Annotated in this window: 18 protein-coding genes and 1 pseudogene; 8 read left to right on the top strand and 11 right to left on the bottom strand. The window is 44.8% G+C overall.

Features of this window, described 5'->3' with window-relative positions:
• From HUO09_RS12120 to rlmA, 5 genes and pseudogenes are all read right to left on the bottom strand, one after another.
• A complete protein-coding gene (locus HUO09_RS12120; RefSeq protein WP_188234120.1) occupies positions 1-858 on the bottom strand; it encodes a DUF4123 domain-containing protein in 858 nt (285 codons plus the stop codon).
• Positions 855-2,906, bottom strand: coding sequence for a type VI secretion system Vgr family protein (locus tag HUO09_RS12115; protein ID WP_188234119.1), 2,052 nt, complete (start codon positions 2,904-2,906; stop codon positions 855-857). The genes HUO09_RS12120 and HUO09_RS12115 overlap by 4 nt, the downstream gene beginning before the upstream one ends.
• A 113-nt stretch (positions 2,907-3,019) precedes the next feature.
• A pseudogene (locus HUO09_RS22325) lies at positions 3,020-3,185 on the bottom strand (type VI secretion system tube protein Hcp); the annotation flags it as partial.
• A gap of 988 nt (positions 3,186-4,173) precedes the next feature.
• Positions 4,174-4,530, bottom strand: coding sequence for a hypothetical protein (locus tag HUO09_RS12110; RefSeq protein WP_167410906.1), 357 nt, complete (start codon positions 4,528-4,530; stop codon positions 4,174-4,176).
• 257 nt (positions 4,531-4,787) lie between these two features.
• Positions 4,788-5,606, bottom strand: a complete 819-nt coding sequence (rlmA, locus tag HUO09_RS12105; protein WP_188234118.1) for a 23S rRNA (guanine(745)-N(1))-methyltransferase — start codon at positions 5,604-5,606, stop codon at positions 4,788-4,790.
• A 288-nt stretch (positions 5,607-5,894) separates the two neighbouring features.
• Between rlmA and HUO09_RS12100 the strand changes: the two genes are divergently transcribed.
• Positions 5,895-7,778 carry a methyl-accepting chemotaxis protein gene (locus HUO09_RS12100; RefSeq protein ID WP_188234117.1) on the top strand — a complete coding sequence of 628 codons (1,884 nt, stop codon included), beginning with the start codon at positions 5,895-5,897 and terminating at the stop codon, positions 7,776-7,778.
• Positions 7,779-7,879: 101 nt separating this feature from the next.
• Here the strand turns inward: HUO09_RS12100 and HUO09_RS12095 are convergent, their stop codons facing one another.
• Both HUO09_RS12095 and gap read right to left on the bottom strand, forming a co-directional pair.
• A complete protein-coding gene (locus tag HUO09_RS12095) occupies positions 7,880-8,764 on the bottom strand; it encodes a D-hexose-6-phosphate mutarotase (RefSeq protein WP_167410903.1) in 885 nt (294 codons plus the stop codon).
• Between the two features lie 131 nt (positions 8,765-8,895).
• A complete protein-coding gene (gene gap / locus HUO09_RS12090) occupies positions 8,896-9,891 on the bottom strand; it encodes a type I glyceraldehyde-3-phosphate dehydrogenase (RefSeq protein ID WP_167410902.1) in 996 nt (331 codons plus the stop codon).
• A 336-nt stretch (positions 9,892-10,227) separates the two neighbouring features.
• Between gap and msrB the strand changes: the two genes are divergently transcribed.
• Complete coding sequence (msrB, locus tag HUO09_RS12085; RefSeq protein WP_167410901.1) at positions 10,228-10,632, top strand: peptide-methionine (R)-S-oxide reductase MsrB; 405 nt, start codon at positions 10,228-10,230, stop codon at positions 10,630-10,632.
• A gap of 42 nt (positions 10,633-10,674) precedes the next feature.
• Here the strand turns inward: msrB and HUO09_RS12080 are convergent, their stop codons facing one another.
• Positions 10,675-11,496 (bottom strand): DUF2989 domain-containing protein, encoded by an 822-nt coding sequence (locus HUO09_RS12080; protein ID WP_188234116.1) that lies wholly within the window; start codon positions 11,494-11,496, stop codon positions 10,675-10,677.
• Positions 11,497-11,688: 192 nt separating this feature from the next.
• Between HUO09_RS12080 and HUO09_RS12075 the strand changes: the two genes are divergently transcribed.
• On the top strand, positions 11,689-11,973 hold the full coding sequence (locus tag HUO09_RS12075) for a YeaC family protein (RefSeq protein WP_167410899.1): 285 nt from the start codon (positions 11,689-11,691) through the stop codon (positions 11,971-11,973).
• An 88-nt stretch (positions 11,974-12,061) separates the two neighbouring features.
• On the opposite strand, the gene ansA is transcribed toward HUO09_RS12075, so the two are convergent.
• Both ansA and sppA read right to left on the bottom strand, forming a co-directional pair.
• Positions 12,062-13,075, bottom strand: a complete 1,014-nt coding sequence (gene ansA / locus HUO09_RS12070; protein WP_167410898.1) for an asparaginase — start codon at positions 13,073-13,075, stop codon at positions 12,062-12,064.
• 120 nt (positions 13,076-13,195) lie between these two features.
• Positions 13,196-15,043 (bottom strand): signal peptide peptidase SppA, encoded by a 1,848-nt coding sequence (gene sppA, locus HUO09_RS12065; RefSeq protein ID WP_188234115.1) that lies wholly within the window; start codon positions 15,041-15,043, stop codon positions 13,196-13,198.
• A gap of 207 nt (positions 15,044-15,250) precedes the next feature.
• On the opposite strand from sppA, the gene HUO09_RS12060 reads away from it, so the two are divergent.
• On the top strand, positions 15,251-17,254 hold the full coding sequence (locus HUO09_RS12060; protein WP_188234114.1) for an NADPH-dependent 2,4-dienoyl-CoA reductase: 2,004 nt from the start codon (positions 15,251-15,253) through the stop codon (positions 17,252-17,254).
• A gap of 75 nt (positions 17,255-17,329) precedes the next feature.
• On the opposite strand, the gene purU is transcribed toward HUO09_RS12060, so the two are convergent.
• Positions 17,330-18,163, bottom strand: coding sequence for a formyltetrahydrofolate deformylase (gene purU / locus HUO09_RS12055; RefSeq protein ID WP_167410895.1), 834 nt, complete (start codon positions 18,161-18,163; stop codon positions 17,330-17,332).
• Between the two features lie 197 nt (positions 18,164-18,360).
• Between purU and HUO09_RS12050 the strand changes: the two genes are divergently transcribed.
• From HUO09_RS12050 to HUO09_RS12035, 4 genes are all read left to right on the top strand, one after another.
• Complete coding sequence (locus HUO09_RS12050) at positions 18,361-18,570, top strand: hypothetical protein (RefSeq protein ID WP_167410894.1); 210 nt, start codon at positions 18,361-18,363, stop codon at positions 18,568-18,570.
• Between the two features lie 158 nt (positions 18,571-18,728).
• Positions 18,729-20,660, top strand: coding sequence for an ATP-dependent DNA helicase (locus tag HUO09_RS12045; protein WP_188234162.1), 1,932 nt, complete (start codon positions 18,729-18,731; stop codon positions 20,658-20,660).
• 8 nt (positions 20,661-20,668) lie between these two features.
• Positions 20,669-21,370, top strand: a complete 702-nt coding sequence (gene tsaB, locus HUO09_RS12040; protein ID WP_188234113.1) for a tRNA (adenosine(37)-N6)-threonylcarbamoyltransferase complex dimerization subunit type 1 TsaB — start codon at positions 20,669-20,671, stop codon at positions 21,368-21,370.
• An 89-nt stretch (positions 21,371-21,459) separates the two neighbouring features.
• Positions 21,460-21,756, top strand: a complete 297-nt coding sequence (locus HUO09_RS12035; RefSeq protein WP_042486082.1) for a hypothetical protein — start codon at positions 21,460-21,462, stop codon at positions 21,754-21,756.
• Positions 21,757-21,789 lie beyond the last annotated feature (33 nt).

Genomic DNA, 21,789 nt, shown 5'->3' with positions numbered 1-21,789 from the left:
CTATTTCTCCTGAGGTTGTGAGTACTGAAAGGCAAATTCAGCCGCTTGTTCAATACGTTGAGATGGCGTTTGCTGAGAGCTTTGGTGAATAAGTTGATAGATTTCTGGGTATGCTTTATTTGACGCAATAGCTTCAAGCCCAAGAAAACCGATCACGTTAAAAAACAGCAATAGGTCGCGTTCACTACCAAAACCCAATTGGTAAGCGCCTTGAGCTTGTTCTTCAAGAGATTGAGGCTGTGAAAAGTATTGTTGGTAACGTTCTGGAAACCACTGAAGCATGTGTGTTTCAATTTTATCCAAGCTGTTACGCCAGGTAATTTTTCCCATCAACTTCCATTGCTCGTCATTGAACTTATGTTGTTCCCTGCTAACTTGAGGTAATGACTCGGGTTTAGTTAAGTGCTGCCAGCCATATCTGGTTGGTAGCCACACTTTATTCATCGCTTGCCATAGATGAGGAGAGTGAGTAGTGAGCAGTACATGAGCACACTCACTATTGGCGAATTTTACGAATACCGACGACCCATAAGGAGACTCTGCTTTAATTAAGGTTCTTAACTTTTCTGCTACTCGTCGAAGAACCAAAGGAGAGGAAAAGAAGAATCCCAGCGTGGGTTGATTAAGATTTAGAAACCACTGCTTTACAGAATCTGTTACCTGAATTAAGTAAGGAGAAACAGACTGTAACTCGAGATAGGGCTCAAACAGATAGATCGCTTCTAGATTTAGTTCACCAGTAATGCCGTATAACTTCTTAGCCAGTTCTTCAATCTGGGAACCATCAATTAAAAGATAAAGTGTTTCCTTTTCACTGATAGACATAACAGGCACCGTTGAGATCAGACTTTCGCTCATTGCTCTTCACAAACCTCACAAATCGGCTCGTTACCTTTGAGCGCTTCAATCTGTCTGCTTCTTAGCAGTGGCGACATAGGAGGGCGAACAATTTCAGCATTCGGTGTCTCAACCGCTTCGACGCCATTGGGCAATACTGCAGCTTGGCCACCAAAACCACTGCCGTTGCCCGCACTACCTCCGGAATTAAGATTAATAGCGGGGCCAACCAAACTGACACCAGAGGCATCCACTTTTACGAAGCTGCCACCGGCTTTAATGGTCAGCTCAGAACCAGCTTCAATCACGACCTTTTGTCCGGCTTTTAGGTGAACTTCACCACCAGCCTCATACGCCCAAAGTTTGTCTGTTTTTATATGGACACTACCATCCACCATCAGAGTCTGGTCTTTGGTGATTTTATTACGGCTTTCACCTTCGACCGTCAGGTGATGATTATTCTTGATGTGGGTAAAGTGGTCATTTTCTACTGTGAGGTGTTTATCGTGTTTAATATGCGTGGTGTGGTCATTCAAAATATCCGCTTCAAAATCTTTTTGTGCATGCAGGTACACTTTCTCTGATTCAGCTTGGTCTTCAAAGCTCAACTCGTTAAAGCCTTGCCCTTGGTGTGTTTCACTGCGCAAGACGGTTTTGGTCTTATGCTCAGGGAGCACATACGGTGGGGTATTGGTCGCATGATAAGTACGTCCGATGATAATCGGTTGGTCTGGGTCACCATTGAGAAAGTCCACAATCACTTCATGTCCAATGCGAGGGATAGCCATCATGCCATATTGTGCCCCCGCCCAGCCTTGTGAGACCCGTACCCAACAGGAGCTATGTTCATCTCCAGAGGAATACCTATCCCATGGAAAATGAATCTTCACGCGTCCATGTTTGTCACAGTAGATTTCTTCCCCTTTTGGTCCCACCACAAGGGCTATCATTGGCCCGTCGACTTGTGGTTTCGGTTGCGGGGTAGCTCGCCACGTCATCGTCGCCGGAATCAACGTGAACGAATTCTCATACGTGGTGGCACCTTCGCCTCCTGATTCTTCAAGCGCTTGGTCTTGAGTACCTTTGCAACGGACAGAAACGGCCACCCAATCTTGGTTCATCTCTTGGGATAAATGGTCTTGAAGCTCAAATCGTACCCCTGCGCGAATCTGCATATGATTACTTTGTCCCGTGGCGATATGAGCTTCTCGGCGCAAGTAATCGAGACGGACCTGACTGAAAGCTTTTCCACTTGTATCGTCTTTGTAGCGCCCTGGTGCATCAAAGTACTGATAGCCTTCTCGTTGATATGCCATCTCCGTACCGTGCTGGGTTTGGGATAAGCTGTAATCGGGCTTTTTAAAATTGTAGTCTTGGAGAGAGACTTCGGAGGTTTCCGATTGGGTGCGTCTTTGCAGCCCAGAAATGTACGCCTCATCCACCACACCACCGGCAGTGTTGTGATAAGGAATGGGCGCCTCCAGTTTGGGTAATGACTCAGAACTGTCACTAAAGAGTATGGTGTGTTTACCTTGGTTGTGTTCAAAGCTGTACACCAAGCCTTCCTCTGCGGCTAGCCGTTGCACAAAGGCCAAATCCGTTTCACGGTACTGCACGCAAAACTCACGCACAGGGAGCGATCTGGTTAGCGAGAACGCATACTCCTGAACACCCATTTCCGAGAGGAGAATCGTAATGATGTCTTTAACGTTTTTCTGCTGGAATATGCGGCTGTTATGACGAAGGGATAAGCGCTCTAACGCGGGCACCAACGTGAGAGAGTAGAAGGTGTGATGATGCCCAATGTCGCCTTGGGTAAACTGGCGAATAATTCCGTGTACTCGCTGTTTCAACTCACCATTGCGATAGAGTTTGAGCTCTGCCTGCATATCCACCATTTGCTCAGGGGATAAATCGGGGCGGCGGCTTGCCAGCGTTATCTCGTATCGAAAGCCGTAGTAGTCCAGAGATAGACCATCCGACAGTGTTTCTTGCCCTTCAAAGCCCCGAACCACGAGACTGTTATCGTCTAATCCATCAACGGTGAGCGTGTAATGCAGCGTTGCCATGCGTTTTCCTTCATACCACTGAGTGCCTTAACCCAATCAGGCTAAAATAACCTGATTGGGTTAAGGTTCCATCATTTAAGTTGGAGTGCGGGATTAAGTGACGGACGGTTGGCTGATTGTGGATCAGTAGGAACCGTCACGGTGTAATTAAACGGTTGAACCCGCATTCTACCTTCGTGACCCCAACGTAAGAATCAACAATAGAATACGTTGTACACCCCCCGTAATAATAAGGCCCTGAGCTTTCCCATTAATGGATATACAACATGGTGTTGGCATTGCATTCCTTTCTAGTAAACAACGAACCATCGAGGTCTACCTGAAGCAATAATTGCACCAGTGCAAATATCATTAAAATTCAATGGTTTATAATTATGTAATGTTTCAGTGAGCAAGAAGTTGCTCAAACGGGGCAACTTCTTGCTCAATTGAGCAAAAAGTTGCCCGAAGCGAGATCACGTAACTTATCTCTGCCCGTGCGACCTGAAGTCGTAAGAAGCGTAGCTCACCACGACAAGAGTGAACCCTCTGTATCACCAGATGCCCCTCGGATTCTGAATAAAGCCGAAGAGCTGGTTAATACGTATGGCCAGAATAGTAATGAGAGTCGGAAAGGTGTTGGTCAGAGCCCTTTTTTGATAGTTGTACTCTCCGCACTAGAGTGGGTATCTAATCTGGAATTAAGTGACATACGGAACGGCGTAAGCCTGAATAACTTCCTAAGGGAAAGTGGGTGATAGATATGCAGGTAAAGGATGTTAGAGAAAATGAATGCCACTTTGTAATGAGTGAAGACAGGTTTATATCTTGCGCGAAAGCGAGAGCTTTACTGTGGGCTTTACCACACTCGAGGTCAGCTAAAATATTGGCTGTGAAAGTTGCTCAGGCGATGGGGGGAGTTCATCGCGCTAAATGATTTTTGTCCAAAAGTTTGTTGCAAGGGTTTATGTTTGTATGATTATGCACTTCCTGTATAGCAGAGCGCTGACGTGCATCAAACGTCTAGATTTGGTTCGATTTCGTTGATGGGAGAGGAGAGAATTGTGGGAATATTTGCTCTGGTTTTGACCAAAGAAAGGACTACTTGTTGAGAAAGTCTGGAATCCATTGATATTGCTGGCTTCTATCATGATTCATAAAAACAACAATTAATTTTTGCACATTTGAACCACCCTAATCGAAACGAAATCTCACATATCAAAAATCCCACAGTGCACTTAAACATTGTGGGATTTTTTAAAGCCTGAGAAGAATTGGGAGAGTGGGGTTAGGCTAATAAGAGCAATAGGCTACCAACGGTTGCCGCTGCGGAAAGATATTGCCCCGCAGAGAAGAACGAATCATCTTTCTCTTTTACTTTGTCTGGATGTTCCATACCTAAAGCGCCATAGGTAAAGGCTTCCACCTTATCACTCATGGTTTTATCACCTTCAGGCATTTTGCCGTTTTGATCGATGTCTTGTAATGCGGCAAGCAACGCCTTTCCTTCATCAGAAAGCGTTACTTTGTTTTGTTCGACTTTCAGAGGTGCTGGCGAAGCCGACTCTGTATTCGCTGAAGCTTGATTTTTTACCGCTTGGGGGGCATTCAGATTGGATACTGATCCTGCGCCTACTGGGTTCATGCTGCTCTCCTAAATCCATCCTCAATTAATATATCGACAGGCTTATGTCAAACTTGTGTGATTTTTTTAACTTATTTTCCTTGTTTCCTACAAAGCAATTAGCATGCCTGTTTTTTATGCTGTTTTGGTATGGTGTTACGCAAGGAATTTATGGGGGTGGCTGGGGGAAGAGATGTATTGTTTGCTATTGAAGTTACAGCCATTTTTATTGTCGCTGTAACTTCAATTCACTTGTGCTATTCCGCAGATAGGGGCAATTAGGCTTTTCTATACACTCGAATCATAAAGTCTGCTTCGCATTGCACGCTGGCTGAGTTTTTTAGTTCAGCTTTGTAAGCTTCACTTGCGCGCCAAGCAAACGGAGTCATCTGAAGTAAATCAAATGCATCATCTCCGCTTAGTGTCATCAAGTAGTTCACTTTCTCTTCGTGTTCTAAGGTGAAGTTTTCAATGACTTCAGGTTGCTCTTCATGCAAGCGTACGTCTTGATAGATACCTTGTTTAAACTCGTATAAATGCCTTGCTGCTGGGGTGACTGTAATGACAACACCGCCAGATTTGATACAACGATTCAGTTCATCTGCCTTACAAGGCGCATAGATACGTAAAATTCCGTCGAGCGCTTCATCGGCAAAAGGTAAACGATGGCTTGAGGCAACCGTAAAATCACAGTTTGAATAGCGTTTTGCCGCATATCGAATAGCGACTTTGGAAATGTCCAGTCCAAAGGTGTTTGCTTGCGGGTTTTGCTGTTTTAGGCAATCTGCAATATAGGTTGTGTAGTAACCTTCACCGCAACCAATATCTAACAGTTGGTGGTCTGTGTTTACCAAGAAACGTTGGCACAACTCAGCGACTTTCTCACGCATTGGGTTGTAATGACCACCATCGAGAAAACGACGTCTTGCTTGCATCATCTCTTTGTTGTCACCGGGATCTTTCGATCGCTTATGGTGAGCAGGCATCAAATTGACGTAGCCTTCTTTTGCTAAATCAAATTGATGGTTGTTCGCACAAGAATACGTGCGTTGATGAAGAGTGAGGGGATGCTGGCAAAGCGGACACTGGTAAGCCATGGTGTTCTCAAGGTAATAAATGGAAGCGTAAGTGTAGCGGTTACTCAGCCAAATAAAAAGTAAGTTAACAGACAGGAGTTTGCATAACTTTTGGAAGTAAAGTCTTACTTTTATTGCGTTTATACTATCGAGGTGACAAGAATTTGTTTTTTTGCCAATTTATTGACATTAGCCCTTGTATAACAAAGATTTATGTCTTGAAAGTTTTATATCTTTTTAGTGGATAGCCTATGGTAATGAGGTTAGTATCTCGCCTGTAAAAACAACAATATTGAGAGCTGTTTAATAATGTCATTTTCGCTAAAGCAAAAGTTAATTGGAGCTAGCCTAACCGCAGTTGTTGTTATGGCTGGTGCATTAACGTGGTTGTCTATAGACCGCATCTATGATCAGACGCAAAAAGCAATGTTAGAGCGTGTTGAATCTCTAACGACGGCTACCACTAAAGGTATCTCGGATTGGGTTGGTGACCGGAAATCAATCACCTCAACATTTAAAGCTTATGCAAACGTTGCTGACCCAACGCCTTTTTTACAACTAGGCCGAGTTTCGGGTGGTTTTGACGAGCTGTATTACGGCACCACCGAAGGTGTGATGAACCGTTCGTATCCTGAGAGATATCAAGAAGGTTACGATCCTCGTAAACGTCCTTGGTATATTGATGCAGCGGCAGCGGGCAAAATGATTGTAACCACGGCTTATCAAGACGCAGTAACTAATGCGTTGCTTATCACTATCGCTGAGCCAGTGACTATCAATGGTCGTTTTTCTGGTGTTGTTGGCGCTGATGTGCTGATTGAGCAGCTAGTCTCTGATGTGCTTTCATCCGATGCGGGTGAGAATGCCAGAACTATGCTTATCGATACTCAAGATGGGAATTGGTTGGCGCATCCAAATAAAGAATTCACGCTAAAACCTGTTTCTGCAGTGTCAAAAGCGTTAACTATCGACGCGATTACCAAAGCAGCGAAAGACAATACTTTTATTCCTGTCACGCTGAATGGCGTACAAAAGTGGTATTACTTCAAGGCTGTACCGGGAACTCAATGGATCTTTGCTGTCGAGTTGGATAAAAATACAGAGCTTGCATCAACGGATTCATTGCTTTGGGGGTTAATTTCAACGGCGGTTGTGGTTACGCTTTTAGTTTTAATCGCCGTGTCGTGGTTAGTTAACTTCCTGATTAGAGATTTGTCTCGTGTAAGCAAAGCTTTGGAAGAAATCGCTTCGGGTGATGCGGATTTGACACAACGTCTGACCATTCATTCTGAAGATGAGGTTGGTAAGTTGGCGCAAAGCTTTAACCAGTTTGTTGGCAATATGCAGCAAATGGTGGCGAACTTAGGCAATGTTTCTGCTGAACTTTTACAACAATCAGCGCATGCGGCGAAGCAATCAGAACAAAACAATATGCGTATTCAGCAGCAGCAAGATGAAATCAACATGGTTGCGACTGCGATCAATGAAATGTCAGCTGCAACCCATGAGATCGCGGGTAACGCAGAACAGACGGCTGGCAATTCGAATGATGCCGTTGTTGCCTGTGATGCGGGAGCTCGTCAGGTTTCTCAAACACAGGTTTCTATTGAAAATCTAGCGACTGAAGTAGAAGTGGCAACAGGCGTTATTACTGAGCTTGAAGGTCACAGCAACCAAATCAGCAATATCCTATCGACGATTCAGGGTATTGCAGAGCAAACAAACTTGCTAGCACTTAATGCTGCGATTGAAGCTGCACGAGCGGGTGAGCAGGGGCGCGGATTTGCGGTTGTTGCTGATGAAGTTCGAGTGTTGAGCCAACGTACTTACGCATCGACAAAAGAAATTCAGCAGATGATCGATACGCTGCAAAGTACAACAGGCAAAGCGGTATCTATCATGAATGACAGCCGCACATTGGCTACAACCAGCGTGAGTGATGCAATCAATGCTTCTCAGTCGTTAGAGCAAATCAGAACGGTTGTGTCTGCGATTAGTGATATGGCAACGCACATTGCAACTGCGGCGGAAGAGCAGGCATCTGTGACGTCGGAGATTACTCGTAATACACAAGGTATTCGTGATGTATCTAACGAGTTCTCGATGGAAGCGAAAGATGCAGCAGAGCAAGCTGCGAGACTCTCTTCGCTTTCTAATGAGCTTGAATCAGAGATTCGTCGCTTCAAAGTTTAACCTTGTTTAGACGCTTTACTTAAATACATAAACAAAAATCCGATAAACAGTGTTTATCGGATTTTTTCTTTTAGAGTTCGAGCCGCACTAAGACGAGATGGTTAGTTTGCCGAAATGGTTGTTGCTAATAGGTACTGTTCACCCGGTTGCAACGTTTGACCTGCTGAAAGGCATGGTGCATGGATGGTTGATTCGACACAGAACATAGTTTTGTAGCCGTCATCAGGCATGTCTGCCATCGCTTTTGAGCCTTGAGACCAAGGGTTCCACAGCACTGCGCAATTGTGACCACTGTTTTCAACCAATAGCGCTCGTTTTAGCACTGGGTCTGTCACTGTGATTTTTGATTCCGGCATAGTGTAGACACGATCGATCGTATCAGTGAGTACCAGTGTCTCTTCACCTTGGCAAATTTTAGAATCTTGCAGTTTGTCGATGTATTCAGCGCCCATACCTGTCGTGGTAATTTGTGTCACATCGCCAACATTCAGGTAAGTATGAAGTGCACTTGAGAAGGTCCACGCTTTTTCATCCGTGTTGTTTACTTCCAATGTCACTTTCAATTCATCGCCAATTTCGACGAACAAGCGGGTCTTAAACTTGTATGGCCAAATTGCCAGCGTTTCTTCTGACTCTTCAAGTTCTAGGACAACCACAACGCCTTGTTCATTTTCTCTGTGTTGTGCCAATTTCCATTGGCTGATACGTGCAAAACCATGTCCAGGTTCTGCAATTTTGCCAAACCAAGGCCAACAAACAGGAATACCACCACGTAGTGCTGCTTTACCGTCAAAAGGGGTGTTGCTGCTCATCCAAATCAGCTCTTCTTTTCCCGCAGGAACATAAGAAAGAACATGAGCTCCATGTAGCGCGATAGCGGCTGTAGCCTTGTCGTGGATGACACGAACAATTTTAACCTCATCTTTTTCAACGATAGTCACGCTGTCAGAAAGGTATGTAAGGGTAGGGAGAGAAAGTAGATCCATAAATTTCATTCCTCATTCAGCTTTTTGCTTAGACTGATTGTTATTAGGAAAATCAAAACCGTAGAAACAAAAAAGGCGACACATTGGCCGCCTTTTCATATTCTCAACGAATTTCTTCGCTAATGCTTACATTACTTAGAGATGTGAGCGATTAGGTCTAGAACTTTGTTTGAGTAACCGATTTCGTTGTCGTACCAAGATACAACTTTAACGAAGTTATCAGTTAGAGCGATACCAGCAGCTGCATCGAATACAGATGTGCAAGTTTCACCGATGAAGTCTTGAGATACTACTGCATCTTCAGTGTAGCCTAGAACGCCTTTTAGTTCGCCTTCAGAAGCTTCTTTCATTGCTTTACAGATGTCAGCGTAAGAAGCGCCTTTTTCTAGGTTAACTGTTAGGTCAACTACAGAAACGTTAGCAGTTGGTACGCGGAAAGCCATACCAGTTAGTTTGCCGTTTACTTCTGGAAGTACAACGCCTACAGCTTTAGCAGCACCAGTTGAAGATGGGATGATGTTTTGAGAAGCACCACGACCACCGCGCCAGTCTTTAGCAGAAGGACCGTCAACAGTTTTTTGAGTTGCTGTAGTAGCGTGAACTGTAGTCATAAGACCAGAAACGATACCGAACTTGTCGTTAAGAACTTTAGCGATTGGCGCTAGACAGTTAGTAGTACAAGAAGCGTTAGAAACGATGTCTTGACCAGCGTAAGTGTCGAAGTTTACGCCGTTAACGAACATTGGAGTTGCGTCTTTAGAAGGACCAGTAAGAACAACTTTCTTAGCACCTGCAGTGATGTGCTTACGAGCAGTCTCGTCTGTTAGGAATAGACCAGTTGCTTCAGCAACTACGTCAACACCGATTGCATCCCATTTTAGTTCTTCTGGGTTGCGCTCTGCAGTAACACGTACAGTCTTACCGTTTACTACTAGGTTACCGCCTTCAACTTCAACAGTACCGTTGAAACGGCCGTGAGTTGAGTCATACTTAAGCATGTAAGCCATGTAATCTACGTCGATTAAGTCGTTGATACCAACAACTTCGATGTCATTACGTTCTTGTGCTGCACGGAATACGAAACGGCCAATACGGCCAAAACCGTTAATACCTACTTTGATAGTCATTATAGTTGCTCCACAACTTAATTTCTGATTAAAGATAACTGGTAGTAAAATTACAAAATCCAGTAAACATCTGCAACAGATAATCCGACTTAACTTGTTTAAAGTCAAAAAAAACTGTCGCTTTTTTTCACAATCACTTACAACTGATTAGTTTTTAGACGTGCTACTGCTTTTCATCACTACCAATTGACGTAAAATAATCAAGATTCGAGGTTATCAATGCTCAAATAACCCGCAATACCATGGTGAAAAAGTATGTGCTACAAAATCATAGGTACGCAAGTTTTTAGCGAAAAAAGTCAAAAATAATTATTAGAAAAATGGAGAAGTTAAAGCGTGGTTGATAAAGCCCAAAATCTAGAAAAGCCTGATGAATACTGGAAAGACCAGTTATCGGAAGAGGAATATTACGTGTGTCGCCAGAAAGGAACGGAAGCGCCTTTCTCTGGCAAGTTGCTGCATAACAAGCTAACGGGTGATTACCATTGCACTTGCTGCAATGCGCTTTTGTTTAGTTCTGAAAACAAATACGACTCCGGTTGTGGGTGGCCGAGTTTTGATGCGCCGATTAATGATCAGGCCATTCGTTATTTAGAAGATCTGAGTCACGGAATGGTAAGAACAGAGATTCGTTGTGCCGCTTGCGATAGCCATTTAGGGCACGTATTTCCTGATGGTCCGCAGACTACAGGTGAACGCTTTTGTGTTAACTCGGTGTCGTTAATTTTCAACAAAAAGTGAAAAAGTTGGTGATAGAGCACCAACTTTTGTTTGATAGCAACATTATTTCAAAGAGTTAGGGACGATGCTTTTCCGGTATTGTCTCTCTTTGATCGACTTAATCACTGCTTCTGCAATATCGTTAAGCTTCTCAAATTTCTCTTCATTAAAGCCATACATCAAAGCGAGTTCAGAATCACTTGCGATAGGTACCTTGTATTCTTTACCGACCATAGCCCAGACATAGGCATGTTCTTTATCGCCTGCTGCATGGTAATTGCTCGCGAGTGATTTAAAAATCTCGGTGTTGATATTATCCGGTTTACTTAACTCTAAAGCATGATTAAGTAAGACGATGGTTTTTTCGCGGTTTCGCGATGTATAAAAGGTGGCTAAAGCGTACTGCAGTTCAGCCGTTTCAAGTTCTGGTTTGCCTTCCAACTGCAAAAATTCTCGGCGAGCTTTATGGTCACCTTCTTGGCTCCATAAAAAATACAAAGATTCTGGCGTACGATCATGGCGAAGTTCAGTTGCGATACGTTTTAAATCGTCACCAGCATTAACCAAGGCAGTAACGCGCTTCTGCTTGAGTTCTGCTTGGTCTATCGTTTGAATCTGAGATGCGAGTTCTAAGCACTTTCGGTAAGCGCTGGTTAGATTGTACTCTTCAATTTTGTTCACTGGTGTTGGGTTTTTAAGTACTTCGAAGCGATGCCAGATTAGGTCAGTTCTGGGAATGCGACATTGTCCGTCATTAATATTGAGTCTTTCACACTGCAGTGATGGATTGTCTGCGCAAAGTTTATCTGTGTTCTTTTTATTTTCAAAACACCCTGATAAAGCCAAAGGCAGTGATAGGACTAAGATGGTTTTTGTTATGTTCATAGTTTGGCCTGTTGACCTTATTTCTAAAAAATTCTTTTTGTAACGGATTGAACTGAGTAGATGCAGAAGCTATGCCATATTATGTTAGAAAAATGTTTAGCTTGTGATCCGATACACTTATTTATTTAGCTTGCCTTGACTCAATATGCCAACAAGTTATTTTGGCGCAAATCGTTAAATTAGGAATACACCATGGACGCAAATCAACTTGTTGCAGCTATTACACCGGAAGCCTATGAGCGTTTATTGTTTGCTGTTGAAACCGGTAAGTGGCCTGAAGGTACTTCACTTTCTCCAGAGCAGCGAGATTCTTGTATGCAAGCTGTGATGTTGTACCAATCAAAGCACAATGACAACGCTGACCATATGAGCATTGGCGTTGGTGGTGAGATGATCTTTAAATCGAAAGCAGAATTAAAAAAACGTTTTCAAGATAATCAAGAAGATATCGTACGTATCAATCCTAATCACGAGTAGTGGTTATGGCAGGAAAAAGAAAACCCCGCATGTGAGTGCGGGGTTTTCTTACTTATAGGGCACTTTGTTAAGCGTAGCCAGATCGAGTCTATAGAGACATTTCGCCACGCAGTACTTGCTGCATTTTTTGCTTCACTTCTTCGTAAGAGAGGTCTTGGCTCAACAAGTAGTGAAGTTTTGCTAACGCCGCTTCTGGCGTCATATCGTAGCCACTGATCACACCTGCATCGGCAAGCGCACAACCTGTCGCGTAGCCGCCCATGTTCACTTTACCAGCCAAACATTGGGTTAAGTTCATCACAATCACACCGCGTTCAGATGCAGCTTGCAGTTGTGCAAGTAATTCTGGGTTTTGAGGGGCGTTACCTACGCCGAAAGTCAGCAGAATCATGGCATTGACTGGTTGCAATAGGGTATTGCGAATCACCTCGTGGGAGATGCCCGGATACATGGTGATCACACCAATAGGTTGCGGTGTAATGTGGTGAACACGGAACTTGCCTTCAGGTACCTGTCCAATTTGCACACCGTTGCTGACGTGAATATTGATACCCGCTTCAAGCAGTGGCGGAATGTTGGGTGAAGTAAACGCATTAAAACCATCTGCATGAGATTTAGTACTGCGGTTACCGCGCATCAAGTGATTGTTGAAGAACAGTGTAACTTCATTGATCGGATAGTTTGCAGCGATGTGCAGTGCATTCAGCAAGTTGGCCTGACCATCTGAACGTAGTTCTGCAAGTGGGATTTGTGAGCCTGTCACAATAACGGGCTTACCCAAGTTTTCTAACATGAATGACAGAGCAGAAGCGGTATACGCCATTGTGTCAGTGCCATGCAGAATAACGAAACCATCGTATTTGTCGTAGTTGTCGTTGATATCATCAGCGATTTTTTGCCAGTCTTCTGGTGTCATATCTGAAGAATCAATCAAAGGCTCGTACTCATGAACCGTAAACTCAGGCATTTCGTCACGATGGAACTCTGGCATATTCGCCAACTGCTTTTCCATGAATCCAGCTACAGGAACATATCCGTGAGAGGATTTCTTCATGCCGATAGTGCCGCCTGTATAGGCGATATAGATATGTTTTCTTGCCATGATTACAACTACTAAAGGTGGTGGTAAATAGTGTGGCGATTATAACGAAAACGATTGTAATAAAAAGGGGCGCTGTGTGTTTAGCGCCCCTTAAACGGAAATTTCGTGCTGTTAGTCTGACTATTGTACTTGGCAGGGCAGACAGAACGCGTATTGTCCTTTTGGATCGTTAAAGCTGCTTAACATGTTCGCATCGTTCAGCAACTGACTTGCTGCAGGTTGAAACGCGGCTGGAACCATGCTGGAAACGTCCAAGCCTAAGCTTACTTTTATCTGACCAAAGAGGTCTTGCAGAATTTGCTGCGCTGGACTTAGAGGATCAGACACCCAGAACAGGTTGTAGTCGTCCAATTTTGCCAGTTCAGCCGCGAGCTTAACGGCGTCGTCAAAGTCACCCAGTTTGTCGACCAAACCAAGCTTCTGTGCATCTTGGGCTGTCCAGACTCGGCCTTGAGCTACCTGATCAACGTCTTCAACGGACATACCACGGCTTTCACCCACGAGTGAAATGAAACGGTGGTATCCATGTTCGATACCCATTTGCAGCGCTTTCTGTGCCCCTTCATTCAGGCCTGTAGTGATACCAATGCCCGAGAATGGCGAAGTACCCACACCATCGGTAGAAATGCCCAGCTTGTTAAGACCTTTTTCAAACGTCGTAATGACGCTGAAGATACCGATTGAACCGGTCAAGGTCGTTGGCTGAGCCACGATTTTATCTGCACTCATTGAAATCCAGTAACCGCCGGAAGCTGCCAGGCTCGACATTGAAACGACCACAGGTTTACCCGCCGCTTTTAGAGCATCGATTTCGTTGCGAATCACTTCGGAAGCAAACGCGCTGCCCCCTGGGCTGTCTACTCGTAAAACCACCGCTTTGACGTTGTCATCATTGCGTGCTTGGCGAAGAAGAGCTGCCGTGCTGTCACCGCCGATGCTACCGCGAGGTTGAGAGCCATCCATAATCGTGCCGCTGGCCACCACAATCGCGATATCATCGCTGGTCGCACTTATTTTAGGTGTGACTGTTGGAGCATAGTCGTAGTAGCTGACCGCGTTGTAGCTGTCTTTGCCGTCACTGCCAAAGGTTTTAGCAAGCTCAAGTCGAATTTGTTGGCGAGTTGCCAATTCATCAACGAGTCCAATGTTCAATGACAGTTGCGCTAAGTCTCCCGATGTTTGCTCAAGAAGAGCGAGGAACTCATCCATGTTTGGTGTTAATGCGTCAGCATCAATACCTCTGTTGGTTGCTACATCATCAATGTAGGCTCCCCATAACTGAGTTAACCAACGAGAAGCCGATTCACGTGCCGCATCTGACATATCATCACGGATGAAAGGTTCAATAGCGGATTTGTAGGTACCGACTCTGAACACGTGAGTGTTCACATCGAGTTTCTCCAGTAGAGTTTTGTAATACATGTTGTAAGCACTGTAGCCATGTAACAGAACTGCGCCGTCAGGTGCCATGAATACTTTATCGGCATAACTTGCCAGATAATATTGGCTTTGGTTGTACATGTCGCCCAGAGCAAAAACTGGCTTGCCAGAGGCCTTAAATTCATTAATGGCTTTCGCGATATAACGCAATTTGGTTAGGTTGGTTTCTGGCATATTACGCAGAGCCAAAACTAAGCCCGTAATTTTGTCGTCGTCTTTTGCGTGACGAAGGGTCTCCACAATATCAAACAACACATTTTCTTTTGGCAAATCTTTGCCTAATACAGAGCCAGTGACGGAGTCCATCGGGCTTAAATAACTGCTCTGTTCAACGATAGGTCCGGATAGGTTGAGCACTAAGGCAGATTTTTTCTCAACCACAGGCGCTGGGGTCTCATAAGCGTAAAGGAAATACACTAACGCGATACTGAGTAGAAAAATGAGGTTGGTAAGAGCGATACGAATGAAAGTGATTAGTTTCCAAATCCCTTTTAAAAGCAGCCCAATAAATCGGAATATTGTCTTCATTGTGTCTCCAGCAATGCCATCGAAATGCTTGTTAATATCACCAAAACAACACCTTGGAATATTAATTAAGTTGCATCGTACGTGATCTAGTATACGCAAACAACCGCAAGATTGATCGGTGTTACAAAAATGTAAACACTTGTTTGATTTTTGTGTGAGTGAGGAATAGTGTGGTCGGAAAACAATAACGATAAAGGTTAACTCTCCATGTACCCAAATCTGCTACAGCCATTGGATTTAGGATTTACTCAGTTAAAAAACCGAGTGTTGATGGGTTCAATGCATACTGGTTTAGAAGACGAAAAAGAAGGTTTACATAAGCTTGCCGCATTTTATGAAGAACGAGCTAAAGGTGGTGTGGGCCTAATTGTTACGGGTGGATACTCGCCCAATCTTCGCGGACGTTTACACCCATTTGGTGCCGAGTTTAGTAGTGTGAAACATGCTAAAGCGCATAAAGTGGTGACCGATGCGGTACATCAACATGGTGGTAAAATTGCGCTGCAACTTCTTCATGCTGGCCGTTATGCCATGCATCCATTCTCACAGAGCGCGTCTGCCATTAAATCTCCAATCAGTAAATTTGTTCCTAGCGAAATGACACCGCGCCAGATCCGAAAAACCATTCAAGCCTTTGCCAATAGTGCTGAGCTGGCTCAGCTCGCAGGTTATGACGGCGTTGAAGTTATGGGGTCTGAAGGCTACTTGCTAAACCAGTTTATTTGTAAACGCACGAACATGCGTTATGACGACTGGGGTGGTAGTTATCTCAATCGAATCCGTTTCCCACTTGAAGTAGTCAGAGCTATTCGTGAAGCGGTGGGTGAAGAGTTCATCATTATCTTCCGTTTGTCGATGCTGGATTTGGTTGAGCAAGGCAGTACATTTGAAGAAGTGTTGATGCTGGCGAAAGAGTTAGAAATGGCGGGTGTGACGATCATCAATACAGGAATCGGTTGGCATGAAGCTCGGATTCCAACCATAGTGACGCAAGTTCCTCGAGCAGCATTCAGCTGGGTAACGGAGAAGGTTAAACCTCACTTGTCGATTCCAGTGATCACTTGTAACCGTATCAATACTCCAGACGAAGCCGAGAGCATTATTGCTTCAGGCAAAGCGGATATGGTTTCAATGGCTCGACCATTTTTGGCCGACCCTGAATTTGTCAACAAGGCAGAGCAAGGTCGAGCTGCGTTTATTAATACTTGTATTGGCTGCAACCAAGCCTGTTTGGATAACGTGTTTAAAGGTAAACGTGCATCGTGCATGGTTAATCCGCGAGCCTGTTACGAAACAGAAATTGTGGTTCAACCTGCCAGCATTAAGAAGACAGTGGCAGTGATCGGTGCAGGTCCTGCGGGTCTAGCTTGTGCAACGACGTTGGCAGAACGAGGACATGACGTTGACCTGTTTGAAAAAAGCGATCGCATTGGTGGTCAGTTCCGATTAGCGATGCAAATTCCGGGTAAAGAAGAGTTCCGTGAGACGATTCGTTACTTCGCGAATCGCATTGACGAAACTGGTGTACGTTTGCATTTAAGAACGGAAGCCGATTTCTCTATGTTAGCGGAGTATGACGAAGTCGTCATGGCATCGGGTGTTGAACCGCGCAAAGTCGACATTGCAGGCTTAGAAAACAGCGAAAAAGTGGTGGATTACCAAACGCTGATTCGCGAAAAGACACCGGTAGGCAATAAAGTCGCTATCGTTGGTGCTGGTGGTATTGGTGTCGATGTTGCAAGCATGATCACTGAGCCATCCGAGCATGATTTGGATGACTGGTTACACGAGTGGGGCATAGACAAAGAGATTACTTACCCGGGCGGTTTGTACCCTTATCCTGATTCACGCAGTGAAAAAGAGGTGTGGTTACTACAACGTCGCAAAGGCAGTGTCGGTAAAGGGCCGGGCAAAACAACAGGCTGGGTTCATAAACGCACTCTAGAGAAGCGTGGCGTACACATGCTGGGCGGTGTTCAATATCAGGGTATTGATAGCCAAGGTTTTCATATCGGTGTTGACGGTGAATCAAAGCTTCTTGATGTGGATAAAGTCATTATCTGTGCAGGGCAGGTTTCAGTACGTCCGTTTGAAGACAAGTGGGCAGATTTGTCTGATAAGCTCCATGTGATTGGTGGGGCAGAACTTGCGGGAGAGCTGGATGCGGTGCGTGCCATTCGCCAAGGGGTGAAGTTGGCCGTGTCTATTTAATGACTGGTTATGAGCAAACGAAAATGGCGCTGAATCAGCGCCATTTTTTATTCTCGTAGATTCTGCTCTCGTAGATTAAAGAATCACAGTCTTATTGCCGTAGACAAATACGTGGTCATTGATCACTTTGTTCAGAGCTTTACTAAGAACGTTCTTTTCAACATCACGCCCAGCCTGAGCCATATCTTGAGCACTGAATGTATGATCCACAGGAATGACATCTTGCTTGATAATTGGGCCTTCATCCAAATCGTTGGTCACAAAGTGAGCCGTCGCACCAATGATCTTCACACCACGCTCATAAGCTTGCTGGTATGGCTTCGCGCCGATAAACGCAGGCAAGAAGCTGTGGTGAATATTGATGATCTTGTGGTGAAATTTCTCAACAAAGCTCGGAGTCAGAACACGCATGTATTTAGCAAGAACAATATAATCTGGTTGATATTGTTCAATCACTTCCAACAACTCTTTTTCATGTTCTTGGCGGTTAAGACCTTCATGAGACACACAGTGGTAAGGGATGTCGAATCGCTCAGTTAAGGTTTGCAGTTTGTCGTAGTTACCCACCACAGCTGCGATATCTACATCTAAGCTGCCATCGTAGTTTTTCATCAGAATATCACCCAAGCAATGCGCTTCTTTGGTGACCAGTATCACAATACGCTTACGTGATGAATCGACCAATTTGCGCTTTGCACCTTGAGGTAAAGCTTGGTCTAAGTCTGCCAACAGCGTGTGGTCATTGAAGTAGCCTTCAAGCTCAGTACGCATGAAGAAGTGACCACTGGTATTGTCAACGAACTCATTGTTATGAATGATGTTTAGCTGATGCTTGTAACAGATGTTGGTGATTTTTGAGATAAGTCCTGGTGCATCACTGCAATGCGTTAGGAGAGTTTTCTTTTCCATTAATTACGACTTCCGGGCGTGCAAATTTTTCATTCTTAGAAGAGATAGATTGGCTTGAACGGCAAACCAATTTCGAATTTGGCTTCTATAATTAATCTATTCTCCTATTGGTTTCAACTAATATAACTAGGCTCAGTGAATCCTCGGCTATTGAAAGCGTCTCTTCTGTTGGTACTTGTTTTGCGAAGGTGGTGTTTATGGACAAAGAATTACTTGCACGTAAATTGTACGTTGAACGTGTTATTTCATTAATGGGTGATCACAGTGTTGATGACGATATCTTAGAGTTTATGTGGGAGAGTAAAGCGTCACCAGAAGAGGCGGCGAAGGCGATGATGCCACAAGTTGAGCTAACCTCGCTGGAAGTCGGTTCTAAGTGGTTAAACCGCTATTTGACTCGGAAATAATGCCCTTATGTCAGGTATGGATTGGGTTCGTACCTGACATAATCTAATTCGAATGTAAGTACATGTCGCCCCTTCTCAAAGAGCGGGGTCTAACTGCATTCGCCCCCGACTTAAAAACCTGCCATAATCGCGCCAAAGTTATTATTTTTTCGACGTGGATGATCCAAAAAACCTTCTCTCAACAAGGCGCATTAGGCAAAGCCATTCCGGGCTTCCAGCCGCGACAAGCTCAAATCGATATGGCTCAGGCAGTTGCAAAAGCAATTGCTGGCGAATCGCAGTTGGTCGTGGAAGCAGGAACAGGAACGGGTAAAACTTTTGCTTATCTCGTGCCTGCGCTATTAAGCGGTAAGAAAACCATCATCAGCACGGGCTCTAAAAACCTGCAAGAGCAGCTGTTTCACCGTGATCTTCCCTTAATGGTTGATGCTCTGGGCTTTCACGGCAATGTCGCATTACTCAAAGGTCGTTCTAACTATTTGTGCCTAGACCGCCTGAGCAGACAAATGGTTGAAAGTCACACCAACGATGCTGCTGACCCGCAATTGCTCACACAACTTGTAAAAGTAAGGGCATGGTCATCGGAGACCAGAAGCGGCGATTTAGGTGAGTGCGATACATTGCCTGAAGACAGCATGATCATTCCAACCATCACTTCCACCAATGACAACTGTTTAGGCAAAGATTGCCCGAGCTATACCGATTGCTTCGTTAATAAAGCAAGACGTAAAGCGATGGACGCGGATATCGTGGTGGTCAACCATCACCTGTTCTTAGCTGATTTAGCCATCAAAGAGACTGGGTTTGGCGAACTGATTCCAGAAGCGGAAGTGTTTATCTTTGACGAAGCACATCAGTTGCCTGATATTGCCAGCCAATATTTTGGTCAGTCGGTGTCGAGTCGACAAATTCAAGATCTCGCTAAAGACATTGAAATTGCTTATCGCACTGAAGCTAAGGATATGCGCCAACTGCAAAAAGTAGGCGATAAGCTGGTTCAGTCTGCGGCTGATTTACGCATCGTGCTTGGCGATTCAGGGCACAGAGGTAACTGGCGAGAAGCGATGGCTTCCCCTTCGATTGCCCGTGAAATTGAGCGAGTTAAAGACAGCCTCAATTTCGCCATAGAAGTACTCAAAATTGCTTTAGGTCGCAGCCAGCTATTGGATGCTGCCTATGAGCGTGCCAACCTGATTAAAGGTCGAATTGAAAGAGTGTGTGATGTTTCAATTACTGGTTACTCCTATTGGTTTGATACCACACCACGTCATTTCAGTTTGCATATTACGCCGCTTTCTGTTGCCGACAAGTTCCACGAACAGATTGAAATGAAACAAGGGGCGTGGATTTTTACCTCCGCCACATTGGCAGTCAGTGACGACTTCGGACACTTCACTCATCGTTTGGGGTTGCAGCCCGGAGAGCAGTTTTCTCTGCCGAGTCCTTTTGATTATCAGAATCAGGCAAAACTGTGTGTTCCAAGGTATCTGCCTGAGCCGAACAGTCCGGGGCTTGCCGACAAACTGGTACGCATGCTGGCACCAGTCATAGAACAAAACCAAGGGCGCTGTTTCTTCTTGTGTACTTCACACAGCATGATGCGAGAACTGGGTGAGAAATTCAGAGAAACGCTAACCTTACCGGTATTAATGCAGGGTGAAACCAGTAAGCAGAAAACGCTGGCTGAGTTTATGGAGTTAGGCAACGCCTTGTTGGTGGCAACAGGTGCTTTTTGGGAAGGGATTGATGTTAGAGGTGACACATTAAGCTGTGTTATCATCGACAAACTTCCGTTTACCGCTCCAGATGACCCGCTGTTAAAGGCGCGAATCGAAGATTGCCGTTTACGAGGCGGAGATCCGTTTGCTCAGGTTCAGTTGCCAGAAGCGGTGATCACCTTAAAGCAGGGTGTCGGACGACTTATTCGAGACAAGAAAGATAAAGGTGCATTGATCATTTGTGATAATCGATTAGTGACCCGAGACTATGGCGGAATATTTCTTGCCAGTTTGCCTCCTATCCCGCGTACGCGAGATTTGGATGTGGTCAAAAGCTTTCTTGCACAATTATCAGAAATAGAAACAATTTAGAGATATTCATGAGCGCAAAAATTCTTGCCTTAGACACAGCGACAGAGCAGTGTTCAGTCGCCTTAATGGTTGGTGATAAAGTTTATTCTCGCAGTGAGTTTGCTCCTCGCGACCATACAAAAAAAATTCTGCCAATGGTGGATGAGGTTCTAAAAGAAGCGGGTTTAGCGCTGAGTGATTTAGACGCGCTTGCTTTCGGTCGTGGTCCGGGTAGCTTTACAGGCGTTCGAATTGGTATCGGAATTGCACAGGGTTTAGCATTCGGTGCGGATTTACCCATGATTGGTGTATCAACGTTAGCGGCAATGGCACAGGGTGCGTACCGTCAACACGGTGTGACTCACGTTGCGAGTGCGATCGACGCACGAATGAGTGAAGTGTATTGGGGCCGTTTTGAGCGTCAAGAAGATGGCAGTTGGAATGAAGTCGACGCGGAATGCGTGATTCCACCGTCTGTTTTAGCTGAAGAAGTTCAGAAAGATGATAAAACTTGGGCAAAAGTAGGTACAGGTTGGGAAGCTTACGCTGATGATTTGGCAGCGCTGCCACTGACGTTGATCGAGAGCGAAATACTGTACCCAGATTCGCAAGACATTGTTTATCTCGCTCAGTTTGAATGGGCAAAAGGCAATACAACAGTAGTAGAAGACTCTAGCCCAGTGTATTTGCGTGACACAGTGGCATGGAAAAAGCTACCGGGACGTGAGTAAACGTAAGGTCGCGGATAAGCGTTGAGTTGAGAACAAGTCACTTGCAAGGGTAAGGATGAAAACCTTACCCCACTTACTGTAGGAGCTTTATGGTTTCAATTAATGGATTGCCCGGCAATGTCTCGAATACCAACCGAACATCCAAGGCAAAGAAAAACAACGGGGTCAAAAAGGGTACTGAAGTTGCGACCAGAGCGACGAAAGTAGCTGAAGCCGTCTCGCACTCTATTCGTCCCGTTGATGAATCTGAAATCCATCGAGCTCAAGTTGAGTACGATTTACCGGAAGGCCGCTCCAGAAAAGCCATGGAAGCTTATATGGATGTGATGAATCGTGCTAAAAGAGAGGAACTAGCCCAGCTGTTAGGGGTCGATATTTATATTTGAACCATTTGCATCTTAAAGCCTAGCCTGAGAGGC

Origin of the sequence: Vibrio sp. Y2-5, from assembly GCF_014596725.1 — a bacterium.
In the GTDB taxonomy this organism is placed as follows: Bacteria; Pseudomonadota; Gammaproteobacteria; order Enterobacterales; family Vibrionaceae; genus Vibrio.
This window is presented reverse-complemented; position numbering and strand designations above follow the sequence as displayed.

Excerpts from the sequence above, each read along its gene's own strand:
- HUO09_RS12120 (WP_188234120.1), bottom strand. The coding sequence starts at position 858 with ATGAGCGAAAGTCTGATCTCAACGGTGCCTGTTATGTCTATCAGTGAA.
- HUO09_RS12115 (WP_188234119.1), bottom strand. The coding sequence starts at position 2,906 with ATGGCAACGCTGCATTACACGCTCACCGTTGATGGATTAGACGATAAC.
- HUO09_RS12110 (WP_167410906.1), bottom strand. The coding sequence starts at position 4,530 with ATGAACCCAGTAGGCGCAGGATCAGTATCCAATCTGAATGCCCCCCAA.
- rlmA (WP_188234118.1), bottom strand. The coding sequence starts at position 5,606 with ATGGCTTACCAGTGTCCGCTTTGCCAGCATCCCCTCACTCTTCATCAA.
- HUO09_RS12100 (WP_188234117.1), top strand. The coding sequence starts at position 5,895 with ATGTCATTTTCGCTAAAGCAAAAGTTAATTGGAGCTAGCCTAACCGCA.
- HUO09_RS12095 (WP_167410903.1), bottom strand. The coding sequence starts at position 8,764 with ATGGATCTACTTTCTCTCCCTACCCTTACATACCTTTCTGACAGCGTG.
- gap (WP_167410902.1), bottom strand. The coding sequence starts at position 9,891 with ATGACTATCAAAGTAGGTATTAACGGTTTTGGCCGTATTGGCCGTTTC.
- HUO09_RS12080 (WP_188234116.1), bottom strand. The coding sequence starts at position 11,496 with ATGAACATAACAAAAACCATCTTAGTCCTATCACTGCCTTTGGCTTTA.
- HUO09_RS12075 (WP_167410899.1), top strand. The coding sequence starts at position 11,689 with ATGGACGCAAATCAACTTGTTGCAGCTATTACACCGGAAGCCTATGAG.
- ansA (WP_167410898.1), bottom strand. The coding sequence starts at position 13,075 with ATGGCAAGAAAACATATCTATATCGCCTATACAGGCGGCACTATCGGC.
- sppA (WP_188234115.1), bottom strand. The coding sequence starts at position 15,043 with ATGAAGACAATATTCCGATTTATTGGGCTGCTTTTAAAAGGGATTTGG.
- HUO09_RS12060 (WP_188234114.1), top strand. The coding sequence starts at position 15,251 with ATGTACCCAAATCTGCTACAGCCATTGGATTTAGGATTTACTCAGTTA.
- purU (WP_167410895.1), bottom strand. The coding sequence starts at position 18,163 with ATGGAAAAGAAAACTCTCCTAACGCATTGCAGTGATGCACCAGGACTT.
- HUO09_RS12050 (WP_167410894.1), top strand. The coding sequence starts at position 18,361 with ATGGACAAAGAATTACTTGCACGTAAATTGTACGTTGAACGTGTTATT.
- HUO09_RS12045 (WP_188234162.1), top strand. The coding sequence starts at position 18,729 with ATGATCCAAAAAACCTTCTCTCAACAAGGCGCATTAGGCAAAGCCATT.
- tsaB (WP_188234113.1), top strand. The coding sequence starts at position 20,669 with ATGAGCGCAAAAATTCTTGCCTTAGACACAGCGACAGAGCAGTGTTCA.
- HUO09_RS12035 (WP_042486082.1), top strand. The coding sequence starts at position 21,460 with ATGGTTTCAATTAATGGATTGCCCGGCAATGTCTCGAATACCAACCGA.